This window comes from Streptomyces sp. NPDC043685 (genome assembly GCF_056436585.1).
In genome coordinates, this window is the sequence record NZ_JBWKCH010000004.1 from 153,123 (window position 1) to 176,109 (window position 22,987).

Annotated in this window: 28 protein-coding genes and 1 tRNA gene; 9 read left to right on the plus strand and 20 right to left on the minus strand. The window is 69.5% G+C overall.

What is annotated here, in order from left to right; translation table 11 throughout:
• Nucleotides 1–5 precede the first annotated feature (5 nt).
• Both AC0665_RS14095 and AC0665_RS14100 read right to left on the minus strand, forming a co-directional pair.
• Complete coding sequence (locus AC0665_RS14095) at nt 6–467, minus strand: RidA family protein (protein WP_363117543.1); 462 nt, start codon at nt 465–467, stop codon at nt 6–8.
• Nucleotides 467–625 (minus strand): Sp36 family protein, encoded by a 159-nt coding sequence (locus AC0665_RS14100; RefSeq protein WP_093708112.1) that lies wholly within the window; start codon nt 623–625, stop codon nt 467–469. Before AC0665_RS14100 ends, AC0665_RS14095 begins: the two co-directional genes overlap by 1 nt.
• Nucleotides 626–754: 129 nt before the next feature.
• On the opposite strand from AC0665_RS14100, the gene bagA reads away from it, so the two are divergent.
• Both bagA and bagB read left to right on the plus strand, forming a co-directional pair.
• A complete protein-coding gene (bagA, locus tag AC0665_RS14105; RefSeq protein WP_468408534.1) occupies nt 755–1,732 on the plus strand; it encodes an ATPase BagA in 978 nt (325 codons plus the stop codon).
• A gap of 49 nt (nt 1,733–1,781) precedes the next feature.
• Entirely contained in the window at nt 1,782–3,230 is a 1,449-nt protein-coding gene (bagB, locus tag AC0665_RS14110) for an ATPase BagB (RefSeq protein ID WP_478508257.1), read from the plus strand.
• A 128-nt stretch (nt 3,231–3,358) separates the two neighbouring features.
• On the opposite strand, the gene wblA is transcribed toward bagB, so the two are convergent.
• Nucleotides 3,359–3,697, minus strand: a complete 339-nt coding sequence (wblA, locus tag AC0665_RS14115) for a transcriptional regulator WblA (RefSeq protein ID WP_352115483.1) — start codon at nt 3,695–3,697, stop codon at nt 3,359–3,361.
• Nucleotides 3,698–4,451: 754 nt separating this feature from the next.
• Here wblA and AC0665_RS14120 point away from each other — a divergent pair.
• A complete protein-coding gene (locus tag AC0665_RS14120; protein ID WP_478603455.1) occupies nt 4,452–6,752 on the plus strand; it encodes a transglycosylase domain-containing protein in 2,301 nt (766 codons plus the stop codon).
• A gap of 78 nt (nt 6,753–6,830) precedes the next feature.
• On the opposite strand, the gene AC0665_RS14125 is transcribed toward AC0665_RS14120, so the two are convergent.
• A complete protein-coding gene (locus AC0665_RS14125) occupies nt 6,831–7,295 on the minus strand; it encodes a GatB/YqeY domain-containing protein (RefSeq protein WP_468408528.1) in 465 nt (154 codons plus the stop codon).
• Nucleotides 7,296–7,480: 185 nt separating this feature from the next.
• Here AC0665_RS14125 and AC0665_RS14130 point away from each other — a divergent pair, with 185 nt between their 5' ends.
• The 3 genes from AC0665_RS14130 to AC0665_RS14140 all read left to right on the plus strand — a co-directional run bounded on the left by AC0665_RS14130 (nt 7,481) and on the right by AC0665_RS14140 (nt 9,408).
• On the plus strand, nt 7,481–8,419 hold the full coding sequence (locus AC0665_RS14130) for a metallophosphoesterase (protein ID WP_478603453.1): 939 nt from the start codon (nt 7,481–7,483) through the stop codon (nt 8,417–8,419).
• Between the two features lie 100 nt (nt 8,420–8,519).
• Nucleotides 8,520–9,287 carry a Pr6Pr family membrane protein gene (locus AC0665_RS14135; protein ID WP_478705077.1) on the plus strand — a complete coding sequence of 256 codons (768 nt, stop codon included), beginning with the start codon at nt 8,520–8,522 and terminating at the stop codon, nt 9,285–9,287.
• Nucleotides 9,288–9,334: 47 nt separating this feature from the next.
• Nucleotides 9,335–9,408: transfer RNA gene (locus AC0665_RS14140), tRNA-Pro, on the plus strand.
• Nucleotides 9,409–9,485: 77 nt separating this feature from the next.
• On the opposite strand, the gene AC0665_RS14145 is transcribed toward AC0665_RS14140, so the two are convergent.
• The 11 genes from AC0665_RS14145 to AC0665_RS14195 all read right to left on the minus strand — a co-directional run bounded on the left by AC0665_RS14145 (nt 9,486) and on the right by AC0665_RS14195 (nt 15,875).
• The gene (locus tag AC0665_RS14145) at nt 9,486–10,652 is read right to left on the minus strand and encodes a site-specific integrase (RefSeq protein ID WP_478705078.1); all 1,167 of its coding nucleotides are present in this window, start codon (nt 10,650–10,652) and stop codon (nt 9,486–9,488) included.
• Nucleotides 10,652–10,840 (minus strand): helix-turn-helix domain-containing protein, encoded by a 189-nt coding sequence (locus AC0665_RS14150; RefSeq protein ID WP_366708916.1) that lies wholly within the window; start codon nt 10,838–10,840, stop codon nt 10,652–10,654. Before AC0665_RS14150 ends, AC0665_RS14145 begins: the two co-directional genes overlap by 1 nt.
• Nucleotides 10,837–12,213 (minus strand): replication initiator protein RepSA, encoded by a 1,377-nt coding sequence (gene repSA, locus AC0665_RS14155; RefSeq protein ID WP_478705079.1) that lies wholly within the window; start codon nt 12,211–12,213, stop codon nt 10,837–10,839. Before repSA ends, AC0665_RS14150 begins: the two co-directional genes overlap by 4 nt.
• Nucleotides 12,206–12,391 (minus strand): hypothetical protein, encoded by a 186-nt coding sequence (locus tag AC0665_RS14160; protein WP_478705080.1) that lies wholly within the window; start codon nt 12,389–12,391, stop codon nt 12,206–12,208. Before AC0665_RS14160 ends, repSA begins: the two co-directional genes overlap by 8 nt.
• 88 nt (nt 12,392–12,479) lie before the next feature.
• Nucleotides 12,480–12,803: a SpdD-like protein gene (locus AC0665_RS14165; protein WP_478705081.1), complete on the minus strand. Its 324-nt coding sequence runs from the start codon at nt 12,801–12,803 to the stop codon at nt 12,480–12,482.
• Nucleotides 12,804–12,828: 25 nt separating this feature from the next.
• Nucleotides 12,829–12,984, minus strand: a complete 156-nt coding sequence (locus AC0665_RS14170) for a hypothetical protein (protein ID WP_107059969.1) — start codon at nt 12,982–12,984, stop codon at nt 12,829–12,831.
• Nucleotides 12,985–12,993: 9 nt separating this feature from the next.
• Nucleotides 12,994–13,185 (minus strand): mobile element transfer protein, encoded by a 192-nt coding sequence (locus AC0665_RS14175; protein WP_031108984.1) that lies wholly within the window; start codon nt 13,183–13,185, stop codon nt 12,994–12,996.
• Between the two features lies 1 nt (nt 13,186).
• Entirely contained in the window at nt 13,187–13,381 is a 195-nt protein-coding gene (locus tag AC0665_RS14180) for a hypothetical protein (RefSeq protein WP_478705082.1), read from the minus strand.
• 19 nt (nt 13,382–13,400) lie between these two features.
• Complete coding sequence (locus tag AC0665_RS14185) at nt 13,401–14,081, minus strand: DUF2637 domain-containing protein (protein ID WP_478705083.1); 681 nt, start codon at nt 14,079–14,081, stop codon at nt 13,401–13,403.
• A gap of 82 nt (nt 14,082–14,163) precedes the next feature.
• Nucleotides 14,164–15,519: an FtsK/SpoIIIE domain-containing protein gene (locus AC0665_RS14190; RefSeq protein WP_478705084.1), complete on the minus strand. Its 1,356-nt coding sequence runs from the start codon at nt 15,517–15,519 to the stop codon at nt 14,164–14,166.
• A gap of 2 nt (nt 15,520–15,521) precedes the next feature.
• Complete coding sequence (locus AC0665_RS14195; protein WP_261681690.1) at nt 15,522–15,875, minus strand: SCO3933 family regulatory protein; 354 nt, start codon at nt 15,873–15,875, stop codon at nt 15,522–15,524.
• Nucleotides 15,876–16,035: 160 nt separating this feature from the next.
• Between AC0665_RS14195 and AC0665_RS14200 the strand changes: the two genes are divergently transcribed.
• Nucleotides 16,036–16,767 carry an XRE family transcriptional regulator gene (locus tag AC0665_RS14200; protein ID WP_478705085.1) on the plus strand — a complete coding sequence of 244 codons (732 nt, stop codon included), beginning with the start codon at nt 16,036–16,038 and terminating at the stop codon, nt 16,765–16,767.
• Nucleotides 16,768–16,859: 92 nt separating this feature from the next.
• Nucleotides 16,860–17,330, plus strand: coding sequence for an NUDIX hydrolase (locus AC0665_RS14205; protein ID WP_261681688.1), 471 nt, complete (start codon nt 16,860–16,862; stop codon nt 17,328–17,330).
• Here the strand turns inward: AC0665_RS14205 and AC0665_RS14210 are convergent.
• Nucleotides 17,318–17,878, minus strand: coding sequence for an HD domain-containing protein (locus AC0665_RS14210; RefSeq protein ID WP_478705086.1), 561 nt, complete (start codon nt 17,876–17,878; stop codon nt 17,318–17,320). The genes AC0665_RS14205 and AC0665_RS14210 overlap by 13 nt on opposite strands.
• Before the next feature lie 433 nt (nt 17,879–18,311).
• Nucleotides 18,312–19,019 carry a hypothetical protein gene (locus AC0665_RS14215; RefSeq protein ID WP_478705087.1) on the minus strand — a complete coding sequence of 236 codons (708 nt, stop codon included), beginning with the start codon at nt 19,017–19,019 and terminating at the stop codon, nt 18,312–18,314.
• A 1,151-nt stretch (nt 19,020–20,170) separates the two neighbouring features.
• Between AC0665_RS14215 and AC0665_RS14220 the strand changes: the two genes are divergently transcribed.
• On the plus strand, nt 20,171–20,698 hold the full coding sequence (locus AC0665_RS14220; RefSeq protein ID WP_478603405.1) for a hypothetical protein: 528 nt from the start codon (nt 20,171–20,173) through the stop codon (nt 20,696–20,698).
• Nucleotides 20,699–20,771: 73 nt separating this feature from the next.
• On the opposite strand, the gene AC0665_RS14225 is transcribed toward AC0665_RS14220, so the two are convergent.
• The 3 genes from AC0665_RS14225 to AC0665_RS14235 form a co-directional block, all read right to left on the minus strand.
• The gene (locus AC0665_RS14225; protein WP_363117534.1) at nt 20,772–21,182 is read right to left on the minus strand and encodes a Pycsar system effector family protein; all 411 of its coding nucleotides are present in this window, start codon (nt 21,180–21,182) and stop codon (nt 20,772–20,774) included.
• Between the two features lie 64 nt (nt 21,183–21,246).
• Nucleotides 21,247–21,957: a TIGR03943 family putative permease subunit gene (locus AC0665_RS14230; RefSeq protein WP_478705088.1), complete on the minus strand. Its 711-nt coding sequence runs from the start codon at nt 21,955–21,957 to the stop codon at nt 21,247–21,249.
• Entirely contained in the window at nt 21,954–22,952 is a 999-nt protein-coding gene (locus AC0665_RS14235) for a permease (protein WP_478705248.1), read from the minus strand. The genes AC0665_RS14230 and AC0665_RS14235 overlap by 4 nt, the downstream gene beginning before the upstream one ends.
• Between the last annotated feature and the right edge of the window lie 35 nt (nt 22,953–22,987).

The following is a 22,987-nucleotide window of genomic DNA, read 5'->3' on the forward strand; positions in this document are numbered from 1 at the left end:
GCGGGTCAGGCGAGCTCGACCTGGATCTCGACCTCGACCGGCGCGTCCAGCGGCAGCACGGCCACGCCCACCGCGCTGCGCGCGTGCACGCCCTTGTCTCCCAGCACCTGGCCGAGCAGCTCGCTGGCGCCGTTCAGCACCGCGGGCTGGCCGGTGAAGTCCGAGGCGGAGGCCACGAAACCGACGACCTTGACCACGCGCGCGATGCGGTCCAGGTCACCGGCGACGGACTTGACGGCGGCCAGGGCGTTCAGCGCGCACGTGCGTGCCAGTTCCCTGGCCTCCTCCGGGGTGACCTCGGCGCCGACCTTGCCGGTGACCGGAAGCTTGCCGTCCACCATCGGGAGCTGCCCGGCGGTGTAGACGTACGGGCCGGACTGCACGGCCGGCTGGTACGCGGCGAGCGGCGGGACCACGTCGGGAAGGCTCAGGCCGAGCTCGGCGAGCTTCGCCTCGACGGCGCCCACTACTGCTTCGCCCGCTTGAGGTAGGCCACGAGCTGCTCGGGGTTGTTCGGCCCGGGCACGACCTGGACGAGCTCCCAGCCGTCCTCGCCCCAGGTGTCCAGAATCTGCTTCGTGGCGTGGACGAGCAGCGGCACGGTTGCGTATTCCCACTTGGTCATACGGCCGACTCTAGCCGCTGCCGGAGGGGGCCACGCGGCCACCCGCGGCCCCGGTCGTCCACAGGCCACGGCCACGGTTGTCCACAGCCTCCCGCGTAGCCCGGGCGCGGACTGGTTAGGCTCGAATACGTGAGCAGGCTCCAGGTCGTCAGCGGCAAGGGCGGTACCGGTAAGACCACGGTGGCCGCCGCACTAGCACTGGCTCTCGCCACGGAGGGGAAGCGGACGCTTCTCGTCGAGGTCGAGGGCCGTCAGGGCATCGCGCAGCTCTTCGAGACGCAGGCGCTGCCCTATGAGGAGCGGAAGATCGCCGTCGCTCCCGGGGGCGGGGAGGTGTACGCCCTGGCCATCGACCCCGAACTGGCCCTTCTGGACTACCTCCAGATGTTCTACAAGCTGGGCAGCGCGGGACGGGCCCTGAAGAAGCTCGGCGCGATCGACTTCGCCACCACCATCGCGCCCGGCCTCAGGGACGTCCTCCTGACCGGCAAGGCCTGCGAGGCGGTGCGGCGCAAGGAGCGCAGCGGCCGCTTCGTCTACGACTACGTCGTGATGGACGCGCCCCCGACCGGGCGGATCACGCGCTTCCTGAACGTGAACGACGAGGTGGCGGGTCTCGCCAAGATCGGCCCGATACACAATCAGGCGCAGGCCGTGATGCGGGTGCTGAAGTCGCCCGAGACGGCCGTGCACCTGGTGACGCTGCTGGAGGAGATGCCGGTCCAGGAGACCGCGGACGGCATCGCCGAGCTGCGTTCGGCCCGGCTTCCGGTGGGGCGGATCATCGTGAACATGGTCCGGCCGGAGGTGTTGGACGAGACCGACCTGGAACTCCTGCGGACGGTCCCGCGTTCCACTGTCGCGCGGTCCCTGTCGTCCGCGGGGCTGGGCGGGGCACGGCGCGGTGGGCACGCCGAGCGGCTGGTGGACCCGCTGCTCGCGCAGGCCGAGGAGTACGCCGAGCGGTACACGCTGGAGACCGAACAGCGCGCGGTCCTGGCCGAGCTGGGCCTGCCGCTGCACGAACTGCCGCTGTTCGCCGAGGGCATGGACCTGGCGGGGCTGTACGAGCTGGCCCGCGAGCTGCGCGAGCAGGGCGTGTCATGAGCCGGGGCAGACAGTCAAGGCCCGTCACGAGTCGGAAGCAGGGGATGTCATGAGTCGTCCGGACCCGGCCCACACCCACGACCCGGCCCGCCCTCATCTCGCCCCCGCGCGGCTGCTCGACATCGATCCGCTGCTGGAGGACCCCGAGACCCGGATCGTGGTGTGCTGCGGCTCGGGCGGGGTCGGCAAGACCACCACCGCGGCGGCCCTGGGTCTGCGCGCCGCCGAGCGGGGCCGCAAGGTGGTCGTCCTGACCATCGACCCGGCCCGCCGGCTGGCCCAGTCCATGGGCATCGACTCGCTGGACAACACCCCGCGCCGGGTGAAGGGCATCGACGACTCCGCGGGCGGCGAGCTGCACGCGATGATGCTCGACATGAAGCGCACCTTCGACGAGATCGTCGAGGCGCACGCGGACCGCGAGCGGGCGGCCGCCATCCTGGGCAACCCCTTCTACCAGTCGCTCTCGGCGGGCTTCGCGGGCACGCAGGAGTACATGGCGATGGAGAAGCTCGGGCAGCTGCGCGCCCGGGACGAGTGGGACCTGATCGTCGTGGACACGCCGCCGTCCCGCTCGGCGCTGGACTTCCTGGACGCGCCGAAGCGGCTCGGCTCGTTCCTGGACGGCCGGCTGATCCGGCTGCTGACGGCACCGGCGAAGCTGGGCGGCCGGGCCGGGATGAAGTTCCTGAACGTCGGGATGTCGATGATGACCGGCACCCTCGGCAAGCTGCTCGGCGGTCAGCTCCTCAAGGACGTCCAGACGTTCGTGTCCGCGATGGACACGACCTTCGGCGGCTTCCGCACCCGCGCGGACGCGACGTACAAGCTGCTCCAGGCGCCCGGCACGGCGTTCCTCGTGGTCGCGGCCCCGGAGCGGGACGCGCTGCGCGAGGCCGCCTACTTCGTGGAGCGGCTGGCCGCTGAGGACATGCCGCTGGCCGGTCTGGTGCTCAACCGGGTGCACGGCAGCGGCGCCGGCGGACTGTCGGCCGAGCGGGCGCTCGCCGCCGCGGAAAATCTTGAAGAGCCCGGCATTGTGGATCAGGAGGGCGGGAAAGCAGTACTTCGTAACTCCCCCGACGCACACGACAGTTCAGACTCTCCCACGCCCGGAACACCAGCTTTGGCATCGGCGCCGGCTCCCGAGGATGGCTCCCCCACCGAAGTCGCCGGACACACCGAGGACGCCGAGCACGCTGAGGACACCGAGCGGTCCGTCGACCAGCTCGCGGCAGGCCTGCTGAGGCTGCACGCCGATCGCATGCACCTGCTGGCCCGTGAGCAGCGCACGCGTGACCGCTTCACCGCGCTGCACCCCGAGGTGGCCGTGACGGAAGTGGCCGCGCTGCCCGGCGATGTGCACGACCTGGCGGGACTGCGCGCCATCGGCGGCCGGCTCGCGGCCGACGAGCGTGCGCTTCCCGACCCCGTCGACCAGCCCGGAGTCGACCAGGCCGGACGCGACCGGCCAGAACCGCCCGAGGCGAGCGCCTGAGGGACAACCAGGCGAGCGCGCAGGGCGGGTGAGCAGCGGCGCGGGCGGCGCCGGGCTCACCGGTGACGGCGAAGAGCCCGGCAACGGGCCCTCAGACCTGGACCTGGGGAGCTCCCGGAGGGGAGTCCTCAGCTCACCGCCGCGTAGTTCTCATAGATTTCGTCGTCGTCGAGGGGCATGACACCGCACCCCCGCTCGTACTCCGTGCGCGCCGTCTCCAGCAGCCGGCGCCAGGAGGTCACAGTGGGACGCCTGCGCAGCAGTGCGCGGCGCTCCCGCTCCGTCATGCCTCCCCACACGCCGAACTCGACGCGGTTGTCGAGCGCGTCGGCCAGGCACTCCGTGCGCACCGGGCATCCGGTGCACACCGCCTTGGCCCTGTTCTGCGCTGCTCCTTGAACGAACAGTTCATCCGGATCGGTAGTGCGGCAGGCCGCCTGCGCACTCCAGTCGGTTACCCAGCCCATACCGGCGCCGTCCTCTCCCGAATCGAGGCTCCCCCACGGCGGCAGCGGCATATTCACCGCCGCCAGTTGAGGACGTTACGGAAGGCGGGCACAGCGCAACACCCCCTTCGGGCCCAATCTTGAATGGCCCGAACGGACTATGGGTAAGCGGCAGATCACCCGGAGGAGTGAGCTGGCGACATACGTGACCTTCCCGGCAAACCGGGACGGTTCAGTTGCGTCACAACGGACGCCGTATGACACACAAGGCGGATTCGGACACGCCCCCAGCAAAAAAGTCGGGGAACACCCAGAACGATTCGGGGTCGCCGGACGTATTGATACGTGACCTCACTGCTGTGACAGTTGCGAGCAGCTTAGGCCAAGGCCTATACGCCTGTCCGGCGAATGGGAACGTAGGCCGCTCACGTCGCCATGCCGTCAGGTCCGGGGGCCGGGTCCCGCGCCCGGGGCGCGGTCGTGATGCCGTCGATGCCACCCGCCGGCGTCCGACCGGGAGGCGCCGAGGGCGTCAGGAGGCCGTCCGGCGCTGCGTGACCGCCCCGCCATCCGCGGCTCGACCGCGGCGCCGAGGGCGTCAGGAGGCCATCCAACTCCGCGTGACCGCCCCGCCACTCGCGGCTCGACCGCGGCGCCGCTCCACGGTGAGGCCCCGACAGTCCGGCCGCACCCGGATGTCACGGTCTGGTACTCGAACGCTCCGAGCACCCCCTGCTCCTGCGGATCGCTCAAACCTACGGATTAGGCTGCCCTCATGCCAAAGAAGCGCTCGGGCGGTGGTCTGTCTCCCACGCAGCAGGCCGCCAAGTTCCTCGGTGTCAGTGTCCTCGCGGGAGCCGTGCTGGCCGGCATCGCCCTCCCCGCGGTGGGGGCGCTGGGCCTCGCCGCCAAGGGATCGGTCGAGAGCTTCGACGAGCTCCCCGCCACCATGAAGACCCCACCGCTGAGTCAGCGCACCACCATCCTCGACTCCGACGGCGGCCCGATCGCCACCGTCTACTCGCGCGACCGCACGGTGGTCCCCCTCAAGGACATCTCGCCGTACATGCAGAAGGCGATCGTGGCGATCGAGGACTCGCGCTTCTACGAGCACGGCGCCGTCGACCTGAAGGGTGTCCTGCGCGCCCTCAACAAGAACGCGCAGACCGGCGGGGTCTCCGAGGGCGCCTCCACCCTGACGCAGCAGTACGTGAAGAACGTCTTCGTCGAGGAGGCGGGCGACGACCCGACCAAGGTCGCGCAGGCCACCCAGCAGACCATCGGCCGCAAGATCCGCGAGCTCAAGTACGCGATCCAGGTCGAGGAGGAACTGGGCAAGAAGAAGATCCTCGAGAACTACCTGAACATCACGTTCTTCGGCCAGCAGGCCTACGGCGTCGAGGCCGCCGCCCGGCGCTACTTCTCCAAGTCCGCCAAGGACCTCAGCCTGGAGCAGTCCGCCCTGCTCGCCGGCATCGTCCAGTCGCCCAGCCGCTACGACCCGGTCAACGACGAGGCGGAGGCCACCAAGCGCCGCAACACCGTGCTCCAGCGCATGGCGGCCGTCGGCGACATCTCCAGGGCGCAGGCCGCCGACGCGATGAAGGCGCCGCTCGGCCTGAAGGTCAGCAAGCCCAAGAACGGCTGCATCACCGCGGTCAAGGGCGCCGGCTTCTTCTGCGACTACGTGCGCGAGGTCTTCCTGACCGACCCGGTCTTCGGCAAGACCAAGGAGCAGCGCGCGAAGATCTGGAACCAGGGCGGCCTCACCATCCGCACGACCATGGACCCGCAGTCCCAGAAAGCGGCGCAGGCCTCCATCAAGGACCACGTCTACAAAAGTGACGAGGTGGCCACCGCCGCCACCATCGTCCAGCCGGGCACCGGCAAGATCCTCGCCATGGGCCAGTCGCGCCCGTACGGCGTCAACATCAAAAAGGGCGAGACGACCCTCAACCTGTCCGTCGACGACGCCATGGGCGGCGGCATGGGCTACCAGCCCGGTTCGACGTTCAAGCCGATCGTGGCCGCCGCCGCCCTCGAGGACGGCATGCCGGCGAACAAGGTGTACTCGTCGCCGTACCAGATGGCGTACCCGAGCCCGGTCTCGGCCTGTGACGGCAAGCGGTGGGTGAACGACCCCAACAACCCGGCCAAGCTGGAGAACGAGAACTCCTCCGAGGTCGGCCCGTACGACATGCGGGAGGCGACCGCCAAGTCGGTCAACACCTACTACGTGCAGATGATCGGCGACATCGGCATCTGCCCGGTGACGACGATGGCGAAGAAGATGGGCGTAGTGCGGGCCGACGGCAACAAGATGCCGCAGGTGCCCTCCATCGCCCTCGGCACCCAGGAGATGTCCCCGCTGACCATGGCGAACGCGTACGCGACCTTCGCCTCGCGCGGCATGCACTGCACGCCGGTCGCCATCGAGTCGGTCAGCCGGCGGGTCGGCGACAAGACCACTTCGCTCCAGGTCCCGAAGTCGACCTGCTCGCGCGCCATGTCGGAGAACACCGCCGACACCATCAATACGCTGCTGAAGGGCGTCGTCGAGGACGGCACGGGCAAGAAGGCCGGCCTCGGCAGCCGCCCGAGCGCCGGCAAGACCGGTACGACGGACGAGCGCTACGCGGCCTGGTTCGTGGGCTACACGCCGAACATGGCCGGTGCGGTGTGGGTCGGCGACCCCGCGCACAAGCGGAAGATGGTCGGCATCACCATCGGCGGCCGGTCGTACGGCAAGGTCTTCGGTGGCGAGGTCCCCGGCCCGATCTGGGGCGACATGATGTCCGGCGCGCTGGAGGGCAAGCCCGTCGAGAACTTCAACACCGTCCACATCCCCGACAGCAAGCCCCGGGACCGCGGTGACGGTGACGGCGGCGGCCGTGACGACGGCGGCAACGGCGACAACGGGGGCGATGGCGGGAACGACGGCTTCCTCGGCGGCCTGGTCGGCGGCAACGACGGCGGAGGGGGCGGCGGCGAGCCCACGCCTTCGTTCTCCATCCCGGAGGGCTTCTTCCGGGGCCAGGGCAACGGCGGAAACGGCAACGGCGGCCGGTTCGGCTGAGCCGCGGCCGCCAGATGGGGACGGCCCCCCTCTCACCCGCGCGGGTGGGAGGGGGGCCGTCCTCGTCCGGTCGGCAGGTCAGCCGGCCAGCAGCTTCTTCACGGCGGCGGCGACGCGGCCGCCCTCGGCCTGGCCGGCCACCTTCGGGTTCACGATCTTCATGACCTGGCCCATGGCCCGCGGCCCCTCGGCACCGGCGGCCTTGGCCTCCTCGACGGCCTGGGCGACGATCTCCTGGAGCTGCTCGTCCGACAGCTGCTTCGGCAGGTACGCGGCGAGCACCTCGCCCTCCGCCTTCTCCCGCTCGGCCTGCTCGGGACGACCGCCCTGCGCGAAGGCGTCGGCCGCCTCCCGCCGCTTCTTCGCCTCCCGGGTGATCACCTTCTGGACCTCGTCGTCGGAAAGCTCGCGCTTCTCCTTGCCCGCGACCTCCTCCTTGGTGATCGCGGCGAGCGTCAGCCGGAGCGTCGAGGAGCGGAGCTCGTCGCGCTCCTTGATCGCAACGTTGAGGTCATCCTGCAGCTTCGACTTGAGCGTGGTCATGGGGTCGATTGTCGCAGGTGCGGGCGGAGTGACGCCCCTCGATTTCAGGGGCGCCACGGAAGGACCTCCCTCCCGGACCGCCGCCGGAGGACCGGTGCCGCGAGGCAATCAAGGACCGGTGCCGCCAGGGGATTTCGGGCAGCGCCCCGGCACGGGCGACCGCCCGGGTCTGACACGATGGTCGTATGCGCGCGCGATACAAAGTCCCCCTGGGAATCACGGCGGCCGGTGCCGCCGGACTGTTGTACGCCGCGGGCTTCGAAGCCCGCTCCTTCCGCCTCCGCCGGGTCACGGTCCCGGTCCTGCCTCCGGGCATGCGTCCCCTGCGTGTGCTGCAGGTCTCCGACATCCACATGGTCGGCGGCCAGCGCAAGAAGCAGCGCTGGCTGCGGTCCCTGGCGGGCCTGCGCCCCGACTTCGTGATCAACACGGGCGACAACCTCTCCGACCCGGAGGGTGTCCCGGAGGTCCTGGACGCGCTCGGCCCCCTGATGCAGTTCCCCGGCGCCTACGTCTTCGGCTCCAACGACTACTACGGCCCCAAGCTGCGCAACCCCGCCCGCTACCTCCTGGAGAAGGCCCAGGGCCGCCACGGGCTCAACGGCAACGCGCCGGCCGAGGGCGTGGTGCACAACCCGTGGGAGGACCTGCGGGACGGTTTCGACGCGGCGGGCTGGCTGAACCTGACGAACGCGCGCGGCGAGCTCAAGCTCGAGGGCGGCTCGGTGGAGCTCACGGGCCTGGACGACCCGCACATCAAGAAGGACCGCTACGCCCGGGTGGCCGGCGGCCCGTCCGACGCGGCCGACTTCTCGATGGGCGTGGTCCACGCCCCGTACCTGCGCACGCTGGACGCCTTCACGGCCGACGGCTACCCGCTGATCCTGGCCGGGCACACCCACGGCGGCCAGCTGTGCATCCCCTTCTACGGCGCCCTGGTCACCAACTGCGACCTGGACACGGACCGGGTGAAGGGCCTCTCCAGGCATAAGGCGGAGGGCCGTACGTCCTACCTGCACGTGTCGGCGGGCTGCGGCACAAACCGCTACACGCCGGTGCGGTTCGCCTGCCCGCCGGAGGCGACGTTGCTGACGCTGGTGGGGCGTGAGGAGGCGGTGAGGTAGGCGAGGGGGCGGTGAGGTAGGGCGAGGGGGCCACGGGCGGAGTAACCCACACAGCCCCGCCCGGATCGCCCCTTATGCCCCCTCCTGTCAGCGTGGGGGCATGACCGCCCCGATACCCCGGGAAATCCCGGATCTCCCAGCGATACCGTCCCCGCCGGCGCTGAAGCCCGCGCCCGTGCCCGCCACGGCCGTCGTCACCCCGGTCCGCCGCCCCGCGGCCGCGGCCTACCGCCTGCTGATCGCCGTGGTGGCGGCCGCGGGGGTGACGCTGGAACTGCTCCTCGGCGACCCGTCCCGGGCCCTCAGCCACTTCACGATCCAGAGCAACCTGCTGCTGGCGCTGGTCATGGCCCTCTCCGCCCGCCGCGCCTGGACGGCCAGCCGGCCCCTGCCGGGTGCGGTGCTGGGCGCGACGCTGCTCTACGTGGTCATCTCGACCCTGGTGCACCACCTGCTGCTGGCGAACGAGGCGAGCCCCTTCTCCCTGACGGGCGAGGCGACCCCCACGGGCTGGCAGGCCGTGTCCCACGGGGTGCTGTACACGGTGACGCCGATAGCGGCGGTACTGGACTGGCTCCTGCTCACGGCCCCCCGCCGCCTGCACCTCCGCCAGGCCAGCACCTGGCTCCTCTACCCCCTGGCCTACCTGGCCTTCTGCCTGGTCCGGGGCGAGCTGCTGCTTCCGGGCACCCCGGGCCGCTACCTCTACCCGTTCCTGGACGTCGGCCAGGAGGGCTTCAAGCGGGTCCTGGGCAACGCCCTCCTCCTGGGCCTGTCCTTCTACGCCCTGGCCGTGCTGCTGGTGGCCCTCGACCACGCCCGCCCGAACCCCATCCGGCACCGCGGGAAAACCGGATTTCGTCTCTAGCCACCGGTGGGCTAAAGTAAACGTCGTCGCCGCGACAGCAGCGACATCGGGGTGTAGCGCAGCTTGGCAGCGCGCTTCGTTCGGGACGAAGAGGTCGTGGGTTCAAATCCCGCCACCCCGACAGCTAAGTAGCAGATCAGAGGGCCCTTACCGATTCGGTAAGGGCCCTCTGGCGTTGCTGCGTGTCTATCTGCGTGACTACCGTTCTGAATCCCTCTTGAAGATGCCGTCCATGACCACCGCACCGGTCTGGATCACGGGCCGGATCTGCTTCCGGTACACCTCCTCGGTCACGGCCGTTCCGGAGTGGCCGACGAGACGAGAGATCTCCTCCAGCGGGACGCCACGGTCGGACAGCAGCGACACAAAGCTGTGCCGAAGTTCTCTCGGCGTCCACTCGTCGGCGTTGATCCCCTCGGCGTCCTTGAGCGCCTGGCGGAAGGCCCGCCGGACGTTGGTCGCGTCGAGCGGCTTGCCGACGGCCGAGGAGAAGACCAGTCCGTGTTCCTCCCAGCTGTCGCCAGCGGCGAGCCGCTCCCAACCCTGGTCCTCGAACTGCTGCCACAAAACCTCGACGCAACGCGCCGGCAGAGCGAGCGTTCGCCGGGACTTCCGGGTCTTGGTGTCCCCGCCGCGCCGGACCGAGCGCCACACGGCGATGTGCGGGGGCTGCGGCGGATCGGCGTCCGGCCTGCCCTTGAGGAAGACGTGGTCCCAGGTCAGCGCCCGCAGCTCCTCAGTGCGGGCACCGGTCAGCAGGGCGACGACGATGTACGCGTGCATCGAGGTTCCCTCGGCCGCCTTGAGTACCGCCTCGGCCTGGGCCAAGGTGAGCGCCTTGGACGGTCGCCCAGCCTGGCCCTGGGGCACGGAGCACAGCTCGACGACGTTGCGCTTCACCTTGTCCCGCGCCATGGCCCGCTTGACCGAGCGGTTCAGGCAGGAGTGGACGGACTGCAGCGTGCGGGTGCTGAGAGTCTTGGCCTTGGTGGCTAGCCAGCGATCGACGTCCTCCGCACTGAGGTCGCGGAGCTTCCGGGCGCCCAGAGCGGGGATCACGTGGTTCCGGCTCAGGATGGTGCAGGTCTCGACGGTGCCCGGGTCACGACCCGCCAGGCCGAAGGCAAGCCAGTCGTTCACGGCGTCGGCGACGGTGTAGCCCGTGGGCGCGATCGCAAGACCGTCTTCGTGGTCCCGCAGCACCTCCTTGAGCTTGTTCTTCGCCTCTGTCTTGGTCCTGCCACTCCCCCGCTTCACGATCCGCTTGCCGCTCGGATCGAAGCCGAGGTTCGCAGTGGCGATCCAACGCTGTCTCTTCTCGTCCCAGTGGAGCCCACCGTCGCCGCGGCTGCGTCGCTTGGTCATCAGGCGGCCTCCTCCAGCTGGTGCTGGATGAAGTCGCGTACGGCGTCGGCAGGTATTCGACGAGCTCCGTCAATCTTGATGGAGGCCAGCCGGTGAGTACGGATCAGGTCGTAGACCTTGGAGCGTCCGACCTTGAGCCGTGTCATGACGTCCGACACCGTCAGCAGTTCAGGGGTGGCAGTGGTCATGCTGCGGCTCCTTCCAGGGCGAGTTGGTCGCGTAGGGCTTCGCGGGCGGTTTCGCGGTTGAGCTGGAGGTCGCGGGCGATGGTGGCCGCCAGGGCGGATTCGCCCGGGGTGTGGCCGTGTCCGGCGTACTGCCAGTCGGCCAGGACCAGGACGGTGTCCGGCTCGCGGTCCTCCAGGCCGAGGGCCGCGTGTTCCTGGGCGGCGCGGTAGTCGGCACGGGCCTGGCGCAGCGCACCGAGGGTGGTGGAGTAGCGGCGGGACTTGGAGGAAAAGTGGCCGCGGAAGCCGAGCATGTGAGCCCACGCCCACAGACGCCGTTCCGGGTAGAGCGGGTCGAGCACTTTGCAGGCCTCGATGAGGCGGCGGGTGTGGTCGGGGACTTGGTGGCGGTCGAGTTCGGCGAGTTCGCCGATGCGGCGGTCGAGGGTGCCGGTGTTCTCGGCGGCCTTGGTGGCGTACTTGGCCACGTAGGAGGCGACGGCCTGTTCGGTGATGTCGGAGCCGTCGCCCAAGGCCTTCACGGGCCGGACGTCGAGCTGCGTGCCCCAACGGAAGGTGCGAGCCGGATGGTCCTCGGCGGCCGGGACCGAGACCGAGGTGTAGGAGTGCGCGGCAGCTGCTCGGATCGCGTCGGCGAGGAGGCCGACCGTGGCCCAGGACGGCGGTGCGGTCTCGGGTCCGTCGGGGCCGTCGATGCGGATCACGGCGTGGAAGTGCGCGGCGCCGCGCTTCTGGAACTCGGCGACCTTGCCGTACGAAAGACGGGCGCACTCTTTCAGGTCCCGCTGTGTGATGCCGGCGCGGGCGGCGATCTCGCGGCGGAGCCGGTTGGTGAAGCGCTGCCAGAGCTGCCCGGCATGGTTGTTGAACAGCACGGCACCCGCGTAGTCGTACGTCGCCGGGTCCAGGGCGGTGCCCAGTTCCGGGGCGTTCGGGGCATGGCGGGTGCCGCAGCGGCATGCGCCGGGGTCGGGCCGGTTGTGGACCGGGCCGAACGAGGGAGCGGTGAGGGTGGCGAAGACCCGAGGGTGATCCCGAACGGTGGCGGGGATGTCGCGTCGGTCGTCGCCAGCCAGGCCCGCGCGGATGAGGTGGTAGGTGTCGCCCGCGTAGGTCCAGGCGCAGGACGGGCAGCGGGAGGCGCGGCGGTTGCCGCAGGCGACACGGAGACGGCCGCCCGGCTCGTTGGCGGTGGAGTAGTGGTGCAGGGTCTCGCCGGTGGTCTTGTCCTTGGTGAGGGTCCAGCCGCTGAGGTGGATGGGGTCGGCGCAGCCGCCGGTGCGGCGGACCTGCTCGTGCCAGCGGTCGTAGTCAGAGGCCGAAGCCACCCTCAGCAGGTCGCCGAGGGTGGTCGGGTCGAGCAGGTCAGACACGCGCAGCCTCCCGGACGCGGGCGGGGACGGTGCCCTGGCCGTGGCAGGCCGAGCAGTCGGCGGTGATGGTGCGCAGGTGGCCGTGCCGGTCGCGGCTGCCGGTGGTGATGGCGGCGGAGGCGAAGCCGTCGCAGTTGGGGCAGATGCGGGGCGTCGGCGTGGTGGTGGGGTGCGTCATGCTGGGGGTTCCTTCCGGTTGTGAGATCGGACAGGGACGGCGCCCGGAGCGGACGAGACTTGGCGGTTGACGCCGCTCCGGGGGCCGGTCAGCGTCGCTTCGTCTCCGAGGCGAGGAGCGAGCGCAGGACGACGGCGCAGACGGCGACCGAGGCGCCGGTGATGGCGACCGCGAGGAGCATGGAGACCAGGACGGCGCCGACGACCAGGACCACGGCAGTGCCGCCGCCGACCAGGGCAAGAGCGGTGCCGGGCGTGAGCTGCACTGTCGGCCGGGACGGTGCGGGAGCCGGGGCCACCGGGGCGGGCGGCGGGGTCTGAGCGGCCGGAACGATGGTGGTCGGCTCGACCACGGCAGGCGGGCTGACGTGGCCGGTCGGCGTGGGCATGGTCGGGATCTTCGGACGGAACATCAGCGGTTCTCCCTTGCAGGGGCGGTTACTTGATGACGGTGTCGATGGCGGGGGCCAGGACGCTGTCGGCGAGGAGGAAGCCGCCGAGCAGCAGGACGGCGATGAGCCAGGCGGGCGGGCGGATGAGCTTGACGCCGAGGTAGCCGACGACGAGCAGCGCGAGCCAGAGCGGTACTTCCATGGCGGTCTCCTAGCGGACGCGGCAGCGGTGGGTGCGGGCGGCGAGCTGGGCGGCGGACTGGCTGGAGTAGTCGGAGGACCAGCCGCAGCGGTCGGCGGTGCACACGGCGGCGTACTTGGTCTGGCCGTGGCGGTCGCGGTGGGTTCCGATCTGCACCGGGCCGATCCGCATCACGGAGTGGAAGTGGTCACGGGCGGGCATGTCAGTCGGTCTCCTCTCGGGTCAGGGCCGGGTCGGGGAAGGCGGCGCGGATACCGGCGGCGGTGGCCGGGTCGGCGGTGCGGCGGGCAGCTTCCTTGGCGAGCAGGTGCGCGAGGAAGGGCCGGTTCGCGGCGGCCATCTCGCGGGCGGCGTCGAGGTGGTCGGCGGCGGTCAGGTCGGCCGGGTCACTGGTCATGGCGTGTCTCCCGTCGAGGTCAGGCGAGTTGGGCGGCGATGGCGTCGGCGAGCTGGGGCGGGACGCCGAGGCGGGCGCGCAGGGTGTCGGTGTCGATCGGCGAGCCGGTGCGGGCGTGGTGGTCGTCGGCGACCTTGCGGGCGTGGTCGACCAGCGCGGCCGGGACCGGCACAGCAGCAGCGGGCTCGGCCAGTGCGGGGTCGGCAGCCGGGAGTGCGGGAGTGTCGTCGACCGCTGGGGCCAGCTCGGGCTCACTCTCTCGTTCGGTCTCGGTGACCGGCTCGGGGGGCGGCTCGGTGGCCGGGGCTGCGGGTGCCGGCCGATCCGGCACCCCATCTGTGGCGGAATGGGCGAGGAGCGTGCCGCCCATGAAGGCCAGGGCGGGCCAGGCGGCGACGAGGATGCGCAGCCAGGCCGGGACGTCGCTCAGGTCGAGGAGTCCGGCGGTGGCGACGTTGGCCCCTAGCGAGGCGACCAGAGCGATCACGAACCAGCACCAGGCCAGCCGGGACGGGCCCTCGGAGCGCAGCCGCCGCCAGGCAGCGACCAGGAGCAGGTCCACGCTGATCGGGTAGGCCCAGGCTTTCCAGCCGTCCTGTCCGGCAGCGGCGGCCAGGTCGTGCAGGTGGGCGAAGGACAGCGCCCCGGCGATGACGGCCTGGACCAGGACGGCGTCGACGCGGAGAGCGGGGCGGGCCATCACGTCTCCTTCCGGTGATGAGGCATGGCAGGGGTAGGGACCTGGCGCGAAGCGGTCACGCCGACCGGTGAAGCGGGGAAGGTCAGGCGGTGGCGGGGGCTGTTTTGGACAGCGGCACCCGGGCCGAGGGCAGCACCGCAGCCGCGGGCCGGTAGGCCGCCAGGGCGGGCACGTCGGGAGTGCGGTCGGCGTACTTGTTGCAGAGGTTCACGGCCTGGCGCAGCGAGGTGTGCGGGGCGCGGATGCGATGCCAGCCACCGGTCGAATCCCCGGCGATCGCTAGCCCGCGTGTCTCGGCAGGTATCTGGATAGCGGCCAGGACGGCGTCCGGGGAGATGTCGCCGAAAGCCATGTTCGCCGAGGTCTCGTCGTTGACGCGGTGGGCGGTGCGGCCGGTGAGCTGGGCGCGGAGCATGGTGATGCCCTTGCCGAGTTCGGAGCCGAAGCGCTGCCCGCAGATCTCCAGATAGATGCCGGCCGCGCGGCCGAGCTGGGCGAGACGGACCAGGGCGGTGATGATCCGGTCCCGGCGCTTCTCCTCCTCTCTGCTAGCGAACAGGGCGAGTTCGGCGACCTCGTCGACCAGGACCACGACCGGGACGGGGCGGATGTCGTCGGGCAGGTCCCAGATGTCGGCGGCGATCTCCGCATCCTGAACCGCGACACTGATGCGCTGCTCAGCCCGGATCAGTTGGTAGACCTCCTCCATGTGCGACACCAGGGCTTCGAGCAGCTCCAGGGCGGTGTCCGGGTTGTCGGCGAGGGCAGAGAACCGACGCGCGAGCGGGAACAGCTCAACGCCTTGCTTGCAGTCGATACCGACCAGGGCGACATCCATCGGGGCGAGCCCGGCGACCAGGTTGCGCTGGTAGACGGACTTGCCGGACTCCGTGGCCCCGAGGGTCAGACCGTGCGGCACGGCACGGTAGTCGCGGTAGTGCACCGAGCCGTCCTCGCGCAACGCGACCGGAACCCGCATCGGACGCGTCTCGGTCTTGGCAGGCATCTGCACCTGCTTCAGCACGTCATAGCCGGTCATCCGCAGCTCAACGACGCCAGAGCGCACCTCGCGCGAGGTCACGCCGTACATCCCGAAGGAGTGGCGCAGCCGGTCCGTCGAGGCCGACACGTCGAAGGCGTCCTGTCCCGGCCGGAGCTTCAGTCGGAGAACCAGGCCGGTCCGGGTCGGGCGTAGCCGCAGGATGCGCGGCACACGGGACTCAGGAACCGGCCGGTTGGCCACCCGAGCCAGGGCCAGCCGCCAGCGCGAGGGCGGGACCGTCAGACCGCAGGCGTCCATGACCGAGGCGTAGCGAACCAGGACCCGCACAGTGGCGAGGGCAATCCCGAAGGTCAGCCAGTACCAGGCGGGGCGCCGCCACCGCAGGAGACCCGCAGCGGCGACGACCAGCACCAGAGCGACCATGAACCAGGTCATGATCAGGCAGCCTTGGACTTCGTGTCAGCGGCGGCCAGGGAGGTCACGGCGACCGCACGGAACGCGATCCCGTGGCGCTTCTGGCCGTTGAACTCGTTCTCCCACGCCGAGGCGACCAGGCCCGTCAGAGCGACCGGGGTCCCCATGGTCAGGTCCTCGGAGACGCCGGGCTGCGGAACGGTCAGCTTGAGGATCTCCACCTCATCCGGCGTGGAGAACATGACCTCCACGGTCATCAGGGTCACGCCGTCCTTGTCGAGGGCGATCTCACCGGTGCGGCGGTCCTTGACCTTCGGCTGCGGAGCCTTCGCCACCATGACGGTCGCGTTGGCGGTGTCGACGGGAATCTGACGCATGGTCTGTCTCCTGAATCTGGAGGGCTGTTCGAACCGACGGAAGCGCCGGTGAGATCAGGAGACCGCGAGAGGCAGTGGACGTATCACGGTCCGCATGGACGTTTAGGGACGTCTGAGCTATCGTCAAAACGTCCCCGAGAAGTCCTACGAGAGGGCAGCCATGGCGAACGAGCGTCTGCGCGCGGCGATTTCAGCGAAGGGCGAGACCATCCAGTCCCTGGCTCAGCACGTCGGGGTCGACCCCAAGAGCGTGGAGCGCTGGATCACGACCACCCGCACGCCCCACCGGGGACACCGCTGGAAGGCCGCTAGCTTCCTCGGTGCCGATGAGGTCTACCTCTGGCCCACCGTCGAGAAGCAGGCCGAGTCCGCCAGCACATCCGAGCTGATCACGTACTACCCCCACCGGGGCGCAGTTCCGCCAGCCCTGTGGTCATCGCTGATCGAAAAGGCGAAGGACCAGGTGGACATCCTCGTGTACGCAGGGCTGTTCCTCTTCGACAACCACCCGGACCTCCCGGACCAGTTGGCGGAGAAAGCCAAGGCCGGGGCCCAGGTTCGTGTCCTGCTTGGCGATCCCGACTCTGAGATGGTCCGCCAGCGTGGTGAAGAGGAAGGCATAGGGGGCGACCTGGCCGCACGTGCCCGGATCACGCGGCGCTACCTCGAACCGGCGATGACGGCGCCCGGTGTCGAAGTCCGGTTGCACGACACGATCCTCTACAACTCGATCTACCGGTTCGATGACGACGTGCTGGTGAACCCGCACGTACTCGGAGCACCCGCCGGGCAAAACCCCGTGCTGCACTTCCGCTACATCCCGGGCGCCCGTACGTTCCGGCACTACATGCGCAGCTTCGACTACACCTGGGAGCGCGGTCGCCCCGCTTAGGCAAGCGCCGACACGTTGGAGACCGGGGCTGCGGGTGCCGGCGGAACCGACACCTGGTCTCCGGCCGACAGCGAGCGTGCGACGCTGGAGTCATGGCCCGAGTCGACTACTTCAACGATCCGAACGCACCGAAGGCGAACAGCATCGTGCCGTCCGTAACCGCGGTGGCCCTCAACGACGCCGGGGAAGTACTGCTGATCCACAAAACGGATAACGACCTATGGGCCCTGCCCGGCGGCGGGGTCGACGTCGGCGAATCGGCACCTGATGCGGCCGTTCGGGAGACCAAGGAAGAGACCGGGTTCGACGTCGAGGTGACGGGACTGGTCGGCACCTACACCAACCCGGCTCACGTCATGGCGTACGACGACGGCGAGGTCCGCCAGCAGTTCTCGATCTGCTTCCGAGCAAGCATCGTCGGCGGCGAGCTGCGCACGAGCAGCGAGAGCAAAGAAGTGGCGTTCGTGCATCCCAGTCGGCTGGACAGCCTGAACATCCATCCGTCGATGCGGATGCGGATCGATCACGGCCTAGCCGACCGCCCTGAGCCCTACGTCGGTTGATCGCCTAGGCGAGCGAGCGTCCGCCCGACAGCGGCGCCGAGGTACGGGCGCGCCTTACTGATCGCGTTGTGCACCTCGCTACCCGGCTCGTACCGCTCCAAGATCTCATCAATGCGGCTGTCGAAGACGAAGGACTGACCGGCCGGGCCGGTCGTCATGTCGGCGTAGATCAGCGCGTCCAGGACCGAGGAATCCTCTCGGTCATACACGGCCAACTCGGCAGTCAGGCCGCGCTGCTCAGCCTCGTACACGGCTCCGGAGTGGTGAGCGACCAGGCGCACGAGTCGGGAGGGCGCACCAAGGGTCTCCAGGTACCGCGCGCCGTCGAGGGGATGAAAGCCCGTGTCCCGCAGTTCGGGGGCGTAACCGATGTCATGCAGCCACGCGGCAGCGACGAGCAGATCGCGGTCCCCCTCGGACACTGCCGCCGATGCTTCGCGGGCACGAGCGGCCACGGCCTGAGTGTGCAGCCAGCGATTCCCGAGAGGAGGCAACAGCGACTCGGCCAGCTCGGCCGCTCCTTGAGGCGTGTCTAGAGCAGAGGACATAGATCGCACGGTAGCCCAGCGCGCAAGCAGCCGACAGCCCCGGACCGGCCCCAGGGATCATGGCGCGGTAAGACTTTCCCTACTTCATCAAGTGCCCGCGCACGGCGCGGGCGCGCGCCGCCTCTGCGGCGCGGCCTGCCTCCTGTCTGCGCCCCGGCTGGCCGCGCCCGGCGGCGCGCTGGCGAGCTGCGGGCATGAAGTGGGAGACACCCCCTGTGGCTGGGGCGGTCGGCTCCACGGCTTTAGGCAGCCACTTTGGGGCGAGCCTCTAAGATCATGGCCCCAACGTCGTGCTTTAACGGGCAGGTCCACAGACTGCCCGACTCGCCGGAAGCTTACGGGGCCATGATCACTCGCCCCAAAGCAGCTCCAGCCCAAAGCCGCTCCGCCGACCTCAGCGTCAATTCACGCAACCACATACGACAACAACGACTCATCGGTCGTCATCATAGAAATAACGTGTCGAAGTGGGGATCTCATCGATAGCAACTATCAAGCGATTAACCACCTCGCGCCCACCGTCATGAACCAAATGCGTGCCTGAGGCATTCGGCGGTGCGACCTGGATCTGACTTATGTAGTCCTTCAAGCGAGACACCTCCCCGACCGCTCTAGCGTACTGATTCACAGGTCCAGCCATATTTAGCCTCAAGCCGACCTCAGCAAGCCTAGGCACCACCTGCTCACTGACAACGCGCCAGCGATCCGTGACACCGTCGAGCACTGCGTCATACTGGCGCACTTTGTCTTTAATCTCTTCGAGGAGTTGCTGCGCATCGCTCCGCTCCGGGTGAACGAAATTCGCCAGTTCACCGCGCAGAGTGCCCTGAACCACCGAGGCAACACTAAAGAATTTCTGCAATGACCGATCACTGAAACGTTTAGCAGCACGCCGCTCAGCCATCTCTGCATGGGATTCACCGATTCGGTTAAGCACCACGAGAGCGAAAGGAACGGCAAACATCAGCCCAGTCAAGCTGGATATCAAATTAGTCAGGAAGCTGAACCCTTCCCACCAGCCACGCACATCTCCAGCAACACCCGCGATGATAAGAAGCAGGCCGAGCACTGGCATGACTTTGCAAATGTTTCGAGTGATCTGCGGAGTTTCCCCCCACAGGTCACGCAGGCGTCGCAGCACTCCTGCCCCCTGTATTGACAACCCTCCGAGGGTAACGGAGAAGGCAGGTGAGATTGGTCTACAGGAAACACTTCGTGAGACGATCCCCTGCCCCCTAGGTGACAGCAGAGCACCGCACTGAGCGCCCTCCCGGGCCGTTCTCGGGCCGTGGAAGGGCGCTCAACGATGACCGACGCCGACAACTACCGACAGCTCAGCAGCAGGTCAGAGCGATGATCGAATAGGCGGCCGCAGGTCACGGCCTCTGATGATCAGTTGTGGCTGTGCAGCAGCGCAGCGCGTCATCATGAAGCATGGGGATTGATCTGGAGCTGCACTCGTCACGGCCAGCACGCAACAACTGGCGCAAGTCCCGCGCAACGCTCCTGCGTAGCTCCCACGGGCATGGCGACGCACTGGCCGATGCACTCGGCTCCCTCCAGCTCCTCGGAGTACCCGGGAGGCTCACCGCCGTCGACCCGTACGGGAACACGTTGATGAACGAGCAGGAGGCCGGAGCCACCCTCCAGGAGATCCACGGCTTGAGGCGGCGTTGCACTGATGAGCGTCAGCTCGCTGCGCTGGACGATCTCACAGCGATGCTGGAACAGTGCGCGGCTACCCCAGGCAGCTACTTGTGGTTCGCCGGCGACTGAGGCTCCGGCCAGCTTGCCGTGTGAGTGTCTAACTGCGTGACAACGCCGACGGACAGCGGCGGACAACCGCGCACACCTGCGGACCATCGCAGCAGGTGAGAGGCGCACGCCCCCAAGGTCGAAGGCCCGCCCAAGTTGCTTCGGGACGAAGAGGTCGTGGGTTCAAATCCCGCCACCCCGACAGCCGAAATACCAGGTGAGGCACCTAGGAACGTTCCTAGGTGCCTCACCTGTTTTCGGGTGCGTGTCATGTGCGTGACTGCCGCTTCCCACGTGTCTACGGCCGCAACGAACCAGCGCCGAAGATCCCGTCCATGACCACGGCGCCGGTCTAGATCACGGGCCGGATCTGCTTCGGACCGAAAGGCCCCACCGCCGCTTCTCCGTCCGGCTGATCAAGGGCGATGACAATGAGGCAGGCGGTCGCAGGCTCGGCCAGAGGTACACCCTCGACCCGGCCCTGGACGGTGACCCCATCTGCATGAAGATCACCAACTAGCCGAAGGACAGCGGCCCATGGCACTCCTGGCCGAATACAGCTGCAAGGCCACACCGGCGCGCCGCGTCGTGGAGGTGTACGACGCCGACGCCTACCTGAGCGACGACGAGGCCATGGCTGCTGCCTCCAGGCACGTGGTGGGCGGCAACGGCTATCACCTGTACATCCTCAGTCTGCAACCCGACATCAAGGTCGAAGTCGCCATCCGTGTCTGGGACACCCCGCCGGTCCCGCCCGCCGACTCGGAAGGCCAGGTCCCCGTGCGTATCGAGTCCGAGACCGGCATCCTCGTCGTCAACCAACTCACGTACGGGCCTGCGGGAGAAATGACCCTGCCGCGCCCCGGCATCTACCAAGGCCACGTCTGGTGGGAAGGCCGCAAGGCGACCGCCGACTACTACGAGCGCAGCCTCGGCCACCCCACCGACGACACCTTCGAAGACCACCTCACCCAGGCATGGGACAACTGCCCCTTCACCGAACGCTATGTCCTCGACCTCGCCTACATCGGCGAACCCGAGCCGGTCGATGAAGACGACCTCTGACATTCGTCAGCGGCGAGCTACGGGCCCTGCACGACGTCCGGCGCGATCCGGGGAATGGACTGGCCGAAACGGTCTAGGACAGCAGCCCGGTCAGCGTCCCCGCCAGGGTGAGGGTCAGGAAAGCCGCGCCCCACGCCATCGCCTGGCGTGTGCGGCGGTGCTTGGTGCAGGTGGTGCGGGTGAGGAACTGGGGTGGGGTGTCGGCGGTCGTGGACGGGTCGGGCCTGCGCACCAGGCTGAGCAGGACCAGGGAGGGGGCGCAGGCCGCGCAGCCGGTCCACAGGAGGAGTTGGGGGATCGCGGCGTACTGGGCGGGGGTGATGACGCCGGTGGTGATCGCGGTGAGGAGGGCAGCCAGGGCCGCGCCCAGGGTGGCCAGGGTCAGGGTGGCCCGGTGGTCGGCCTTCGCCAGTTCCTCGCGGACCGCCTCGGGCAGGAGCGGGCGGTCGAAGTCCGCCGTGTGCTCGCCTTGGAGTGTGGTCATGCGTACTCCTCGCTGATCAGCGGTCCCTCACGAGTACCCCGAAGGGCCCTCGCTACACCGGAGTTCAGGTGTTCCACGTCTCGTCGTACGGGTCGTGCGGGGTGGGGACCGGTCTGGCCGTCTTGACCTTCAGGTAGGGGATGGGGCCGTTGTTGACGGGGTCCTTCGTGCGGCGGGGGCTGTACGTGCCGGTGATCTCCAGCCACGTGTCCGGTCGCAGGACCGGGGGGACCTCGCCCGACAGTGCGATCTTGACCGGCTGGGCGTCCGCCGCACAGCAGTTGAGGCCCATACGGACCAGGTAGGGGGTGCCGGCCCGGTCCAGGGTGATGAACCCGGTGATCCTCAGCTCGCGGCCGCGCAGGGAGCGGCCCTCGTCGTAGACGGCGCGGCCGGCGTAGTCGGCGACGGCGAGGCGGAGGGGGGTGTCGCCGGGGGGCAGCGCCGGGAAGCCGAAGGGTTTCGTCAGGGCCGTGCCGGTGTGGGCGGCGCTGTAGGAACCGAGGGCCGGCGGGGCGACCAGGATCAGGGCCAGGACCGGGAGGGTGAGGAGCCAGGAGACACGGGGTTCGCGGTGGTGGTGGTCGTGGGCGGCGGGGGTGCGACGGTCGTGGAAGAGGGTCGCCGCTGCCGTGATGACGAGGACCGCGCCCGCCAGCAGGACCAGGGGTCGCAGGCCTTCCTTGACGTACCGCAGGTAGAGGTCGGTCGTGCCGGCGTGCAGGAGCGTCGCGCCGAGGAGGAAGAGGAGGGCCGTCTGGGCCAGGCGGTTCACAGCAGGACCGTTCCGGTCAGGGCCGACACGACGACGGCCAGGGCGAAGGTCGCGGGGGCGAAGCGCAGGGCGAAGGCGCGGCCGAAGGTACCCGCCTGCATCGCGAAGAGCTTCAGGTCGATCATGGGGCCGACGACCAGGAACGTCAGACGGGCCGTCAGGGAGAACTGGGTCAGGGACGCCGCCACGAACGCGTCCGCCTCCGAGCAGATGGACAGCAGCACGGCCAGGACCGCGAGGACCAGGACCGACAGCACGGGGTGGCCGGCGGCGAGGCCCAGCCAGTCCGCCGGGACCATCGCCTTCAGGGTCGCCGCGGCCATCGCGCCGATCACCAGGAAACCGCCCGCGTGCGTCACGTCGTGGCGGACGGAGCCCCAGAACGCCGGCGCCTTGCCCTGCCCCTCGTACGACGTCCTCTCCGGCGGGCGGAGCCAGTCGGTGCGGCCGAGACGGTGCCAGAGCCAGCCCATCGAACAGGCCACCAGCAGGCTCGCGACGAAACGGGCCAGGACCATCTCCGGGTTCCCGGGGAACGCCACGGCCGTCGCCGTCAGCACGATCGGGTTGATGGCGGGGGCCGACAGGAGGAAGGCCAGGGCCGCCGCCGGTGTCACCCCGCGGCGGACCAGAGCGCCGGCCACCGGCACGGACGCGCATTCGCAGCCCGGCAGTACGGCGCCGGCCGCGCCCGCGACCGGGACCGCCAGCGCCGGGTGCCTGGGCAGGGCCCGGGCGAAGAACGACGGCGGCACGAACACCGCGATCGCCGCCGACAGCACCACGCCCAGCACCAGGAACGGCAGCGCCTGGACCATGACCGCGACGAACACCGTCATCCAGCTCTGCATCACCGGTGCGGCCAGGGCGCCGCGGATCGGGTCCTGGAACATCACCGCCGTGAGCAGCAGGAGTGTCAGGAGGAGGGCGGAGTCGAGGTGGCGGCCCTCTTCCCGGCCGTGGTCCGGCTCGGCCGTGTCGACACCGTCCGCCATGTCGACGCCGTCCGCCGTGTCGACGCCGTCCGCCG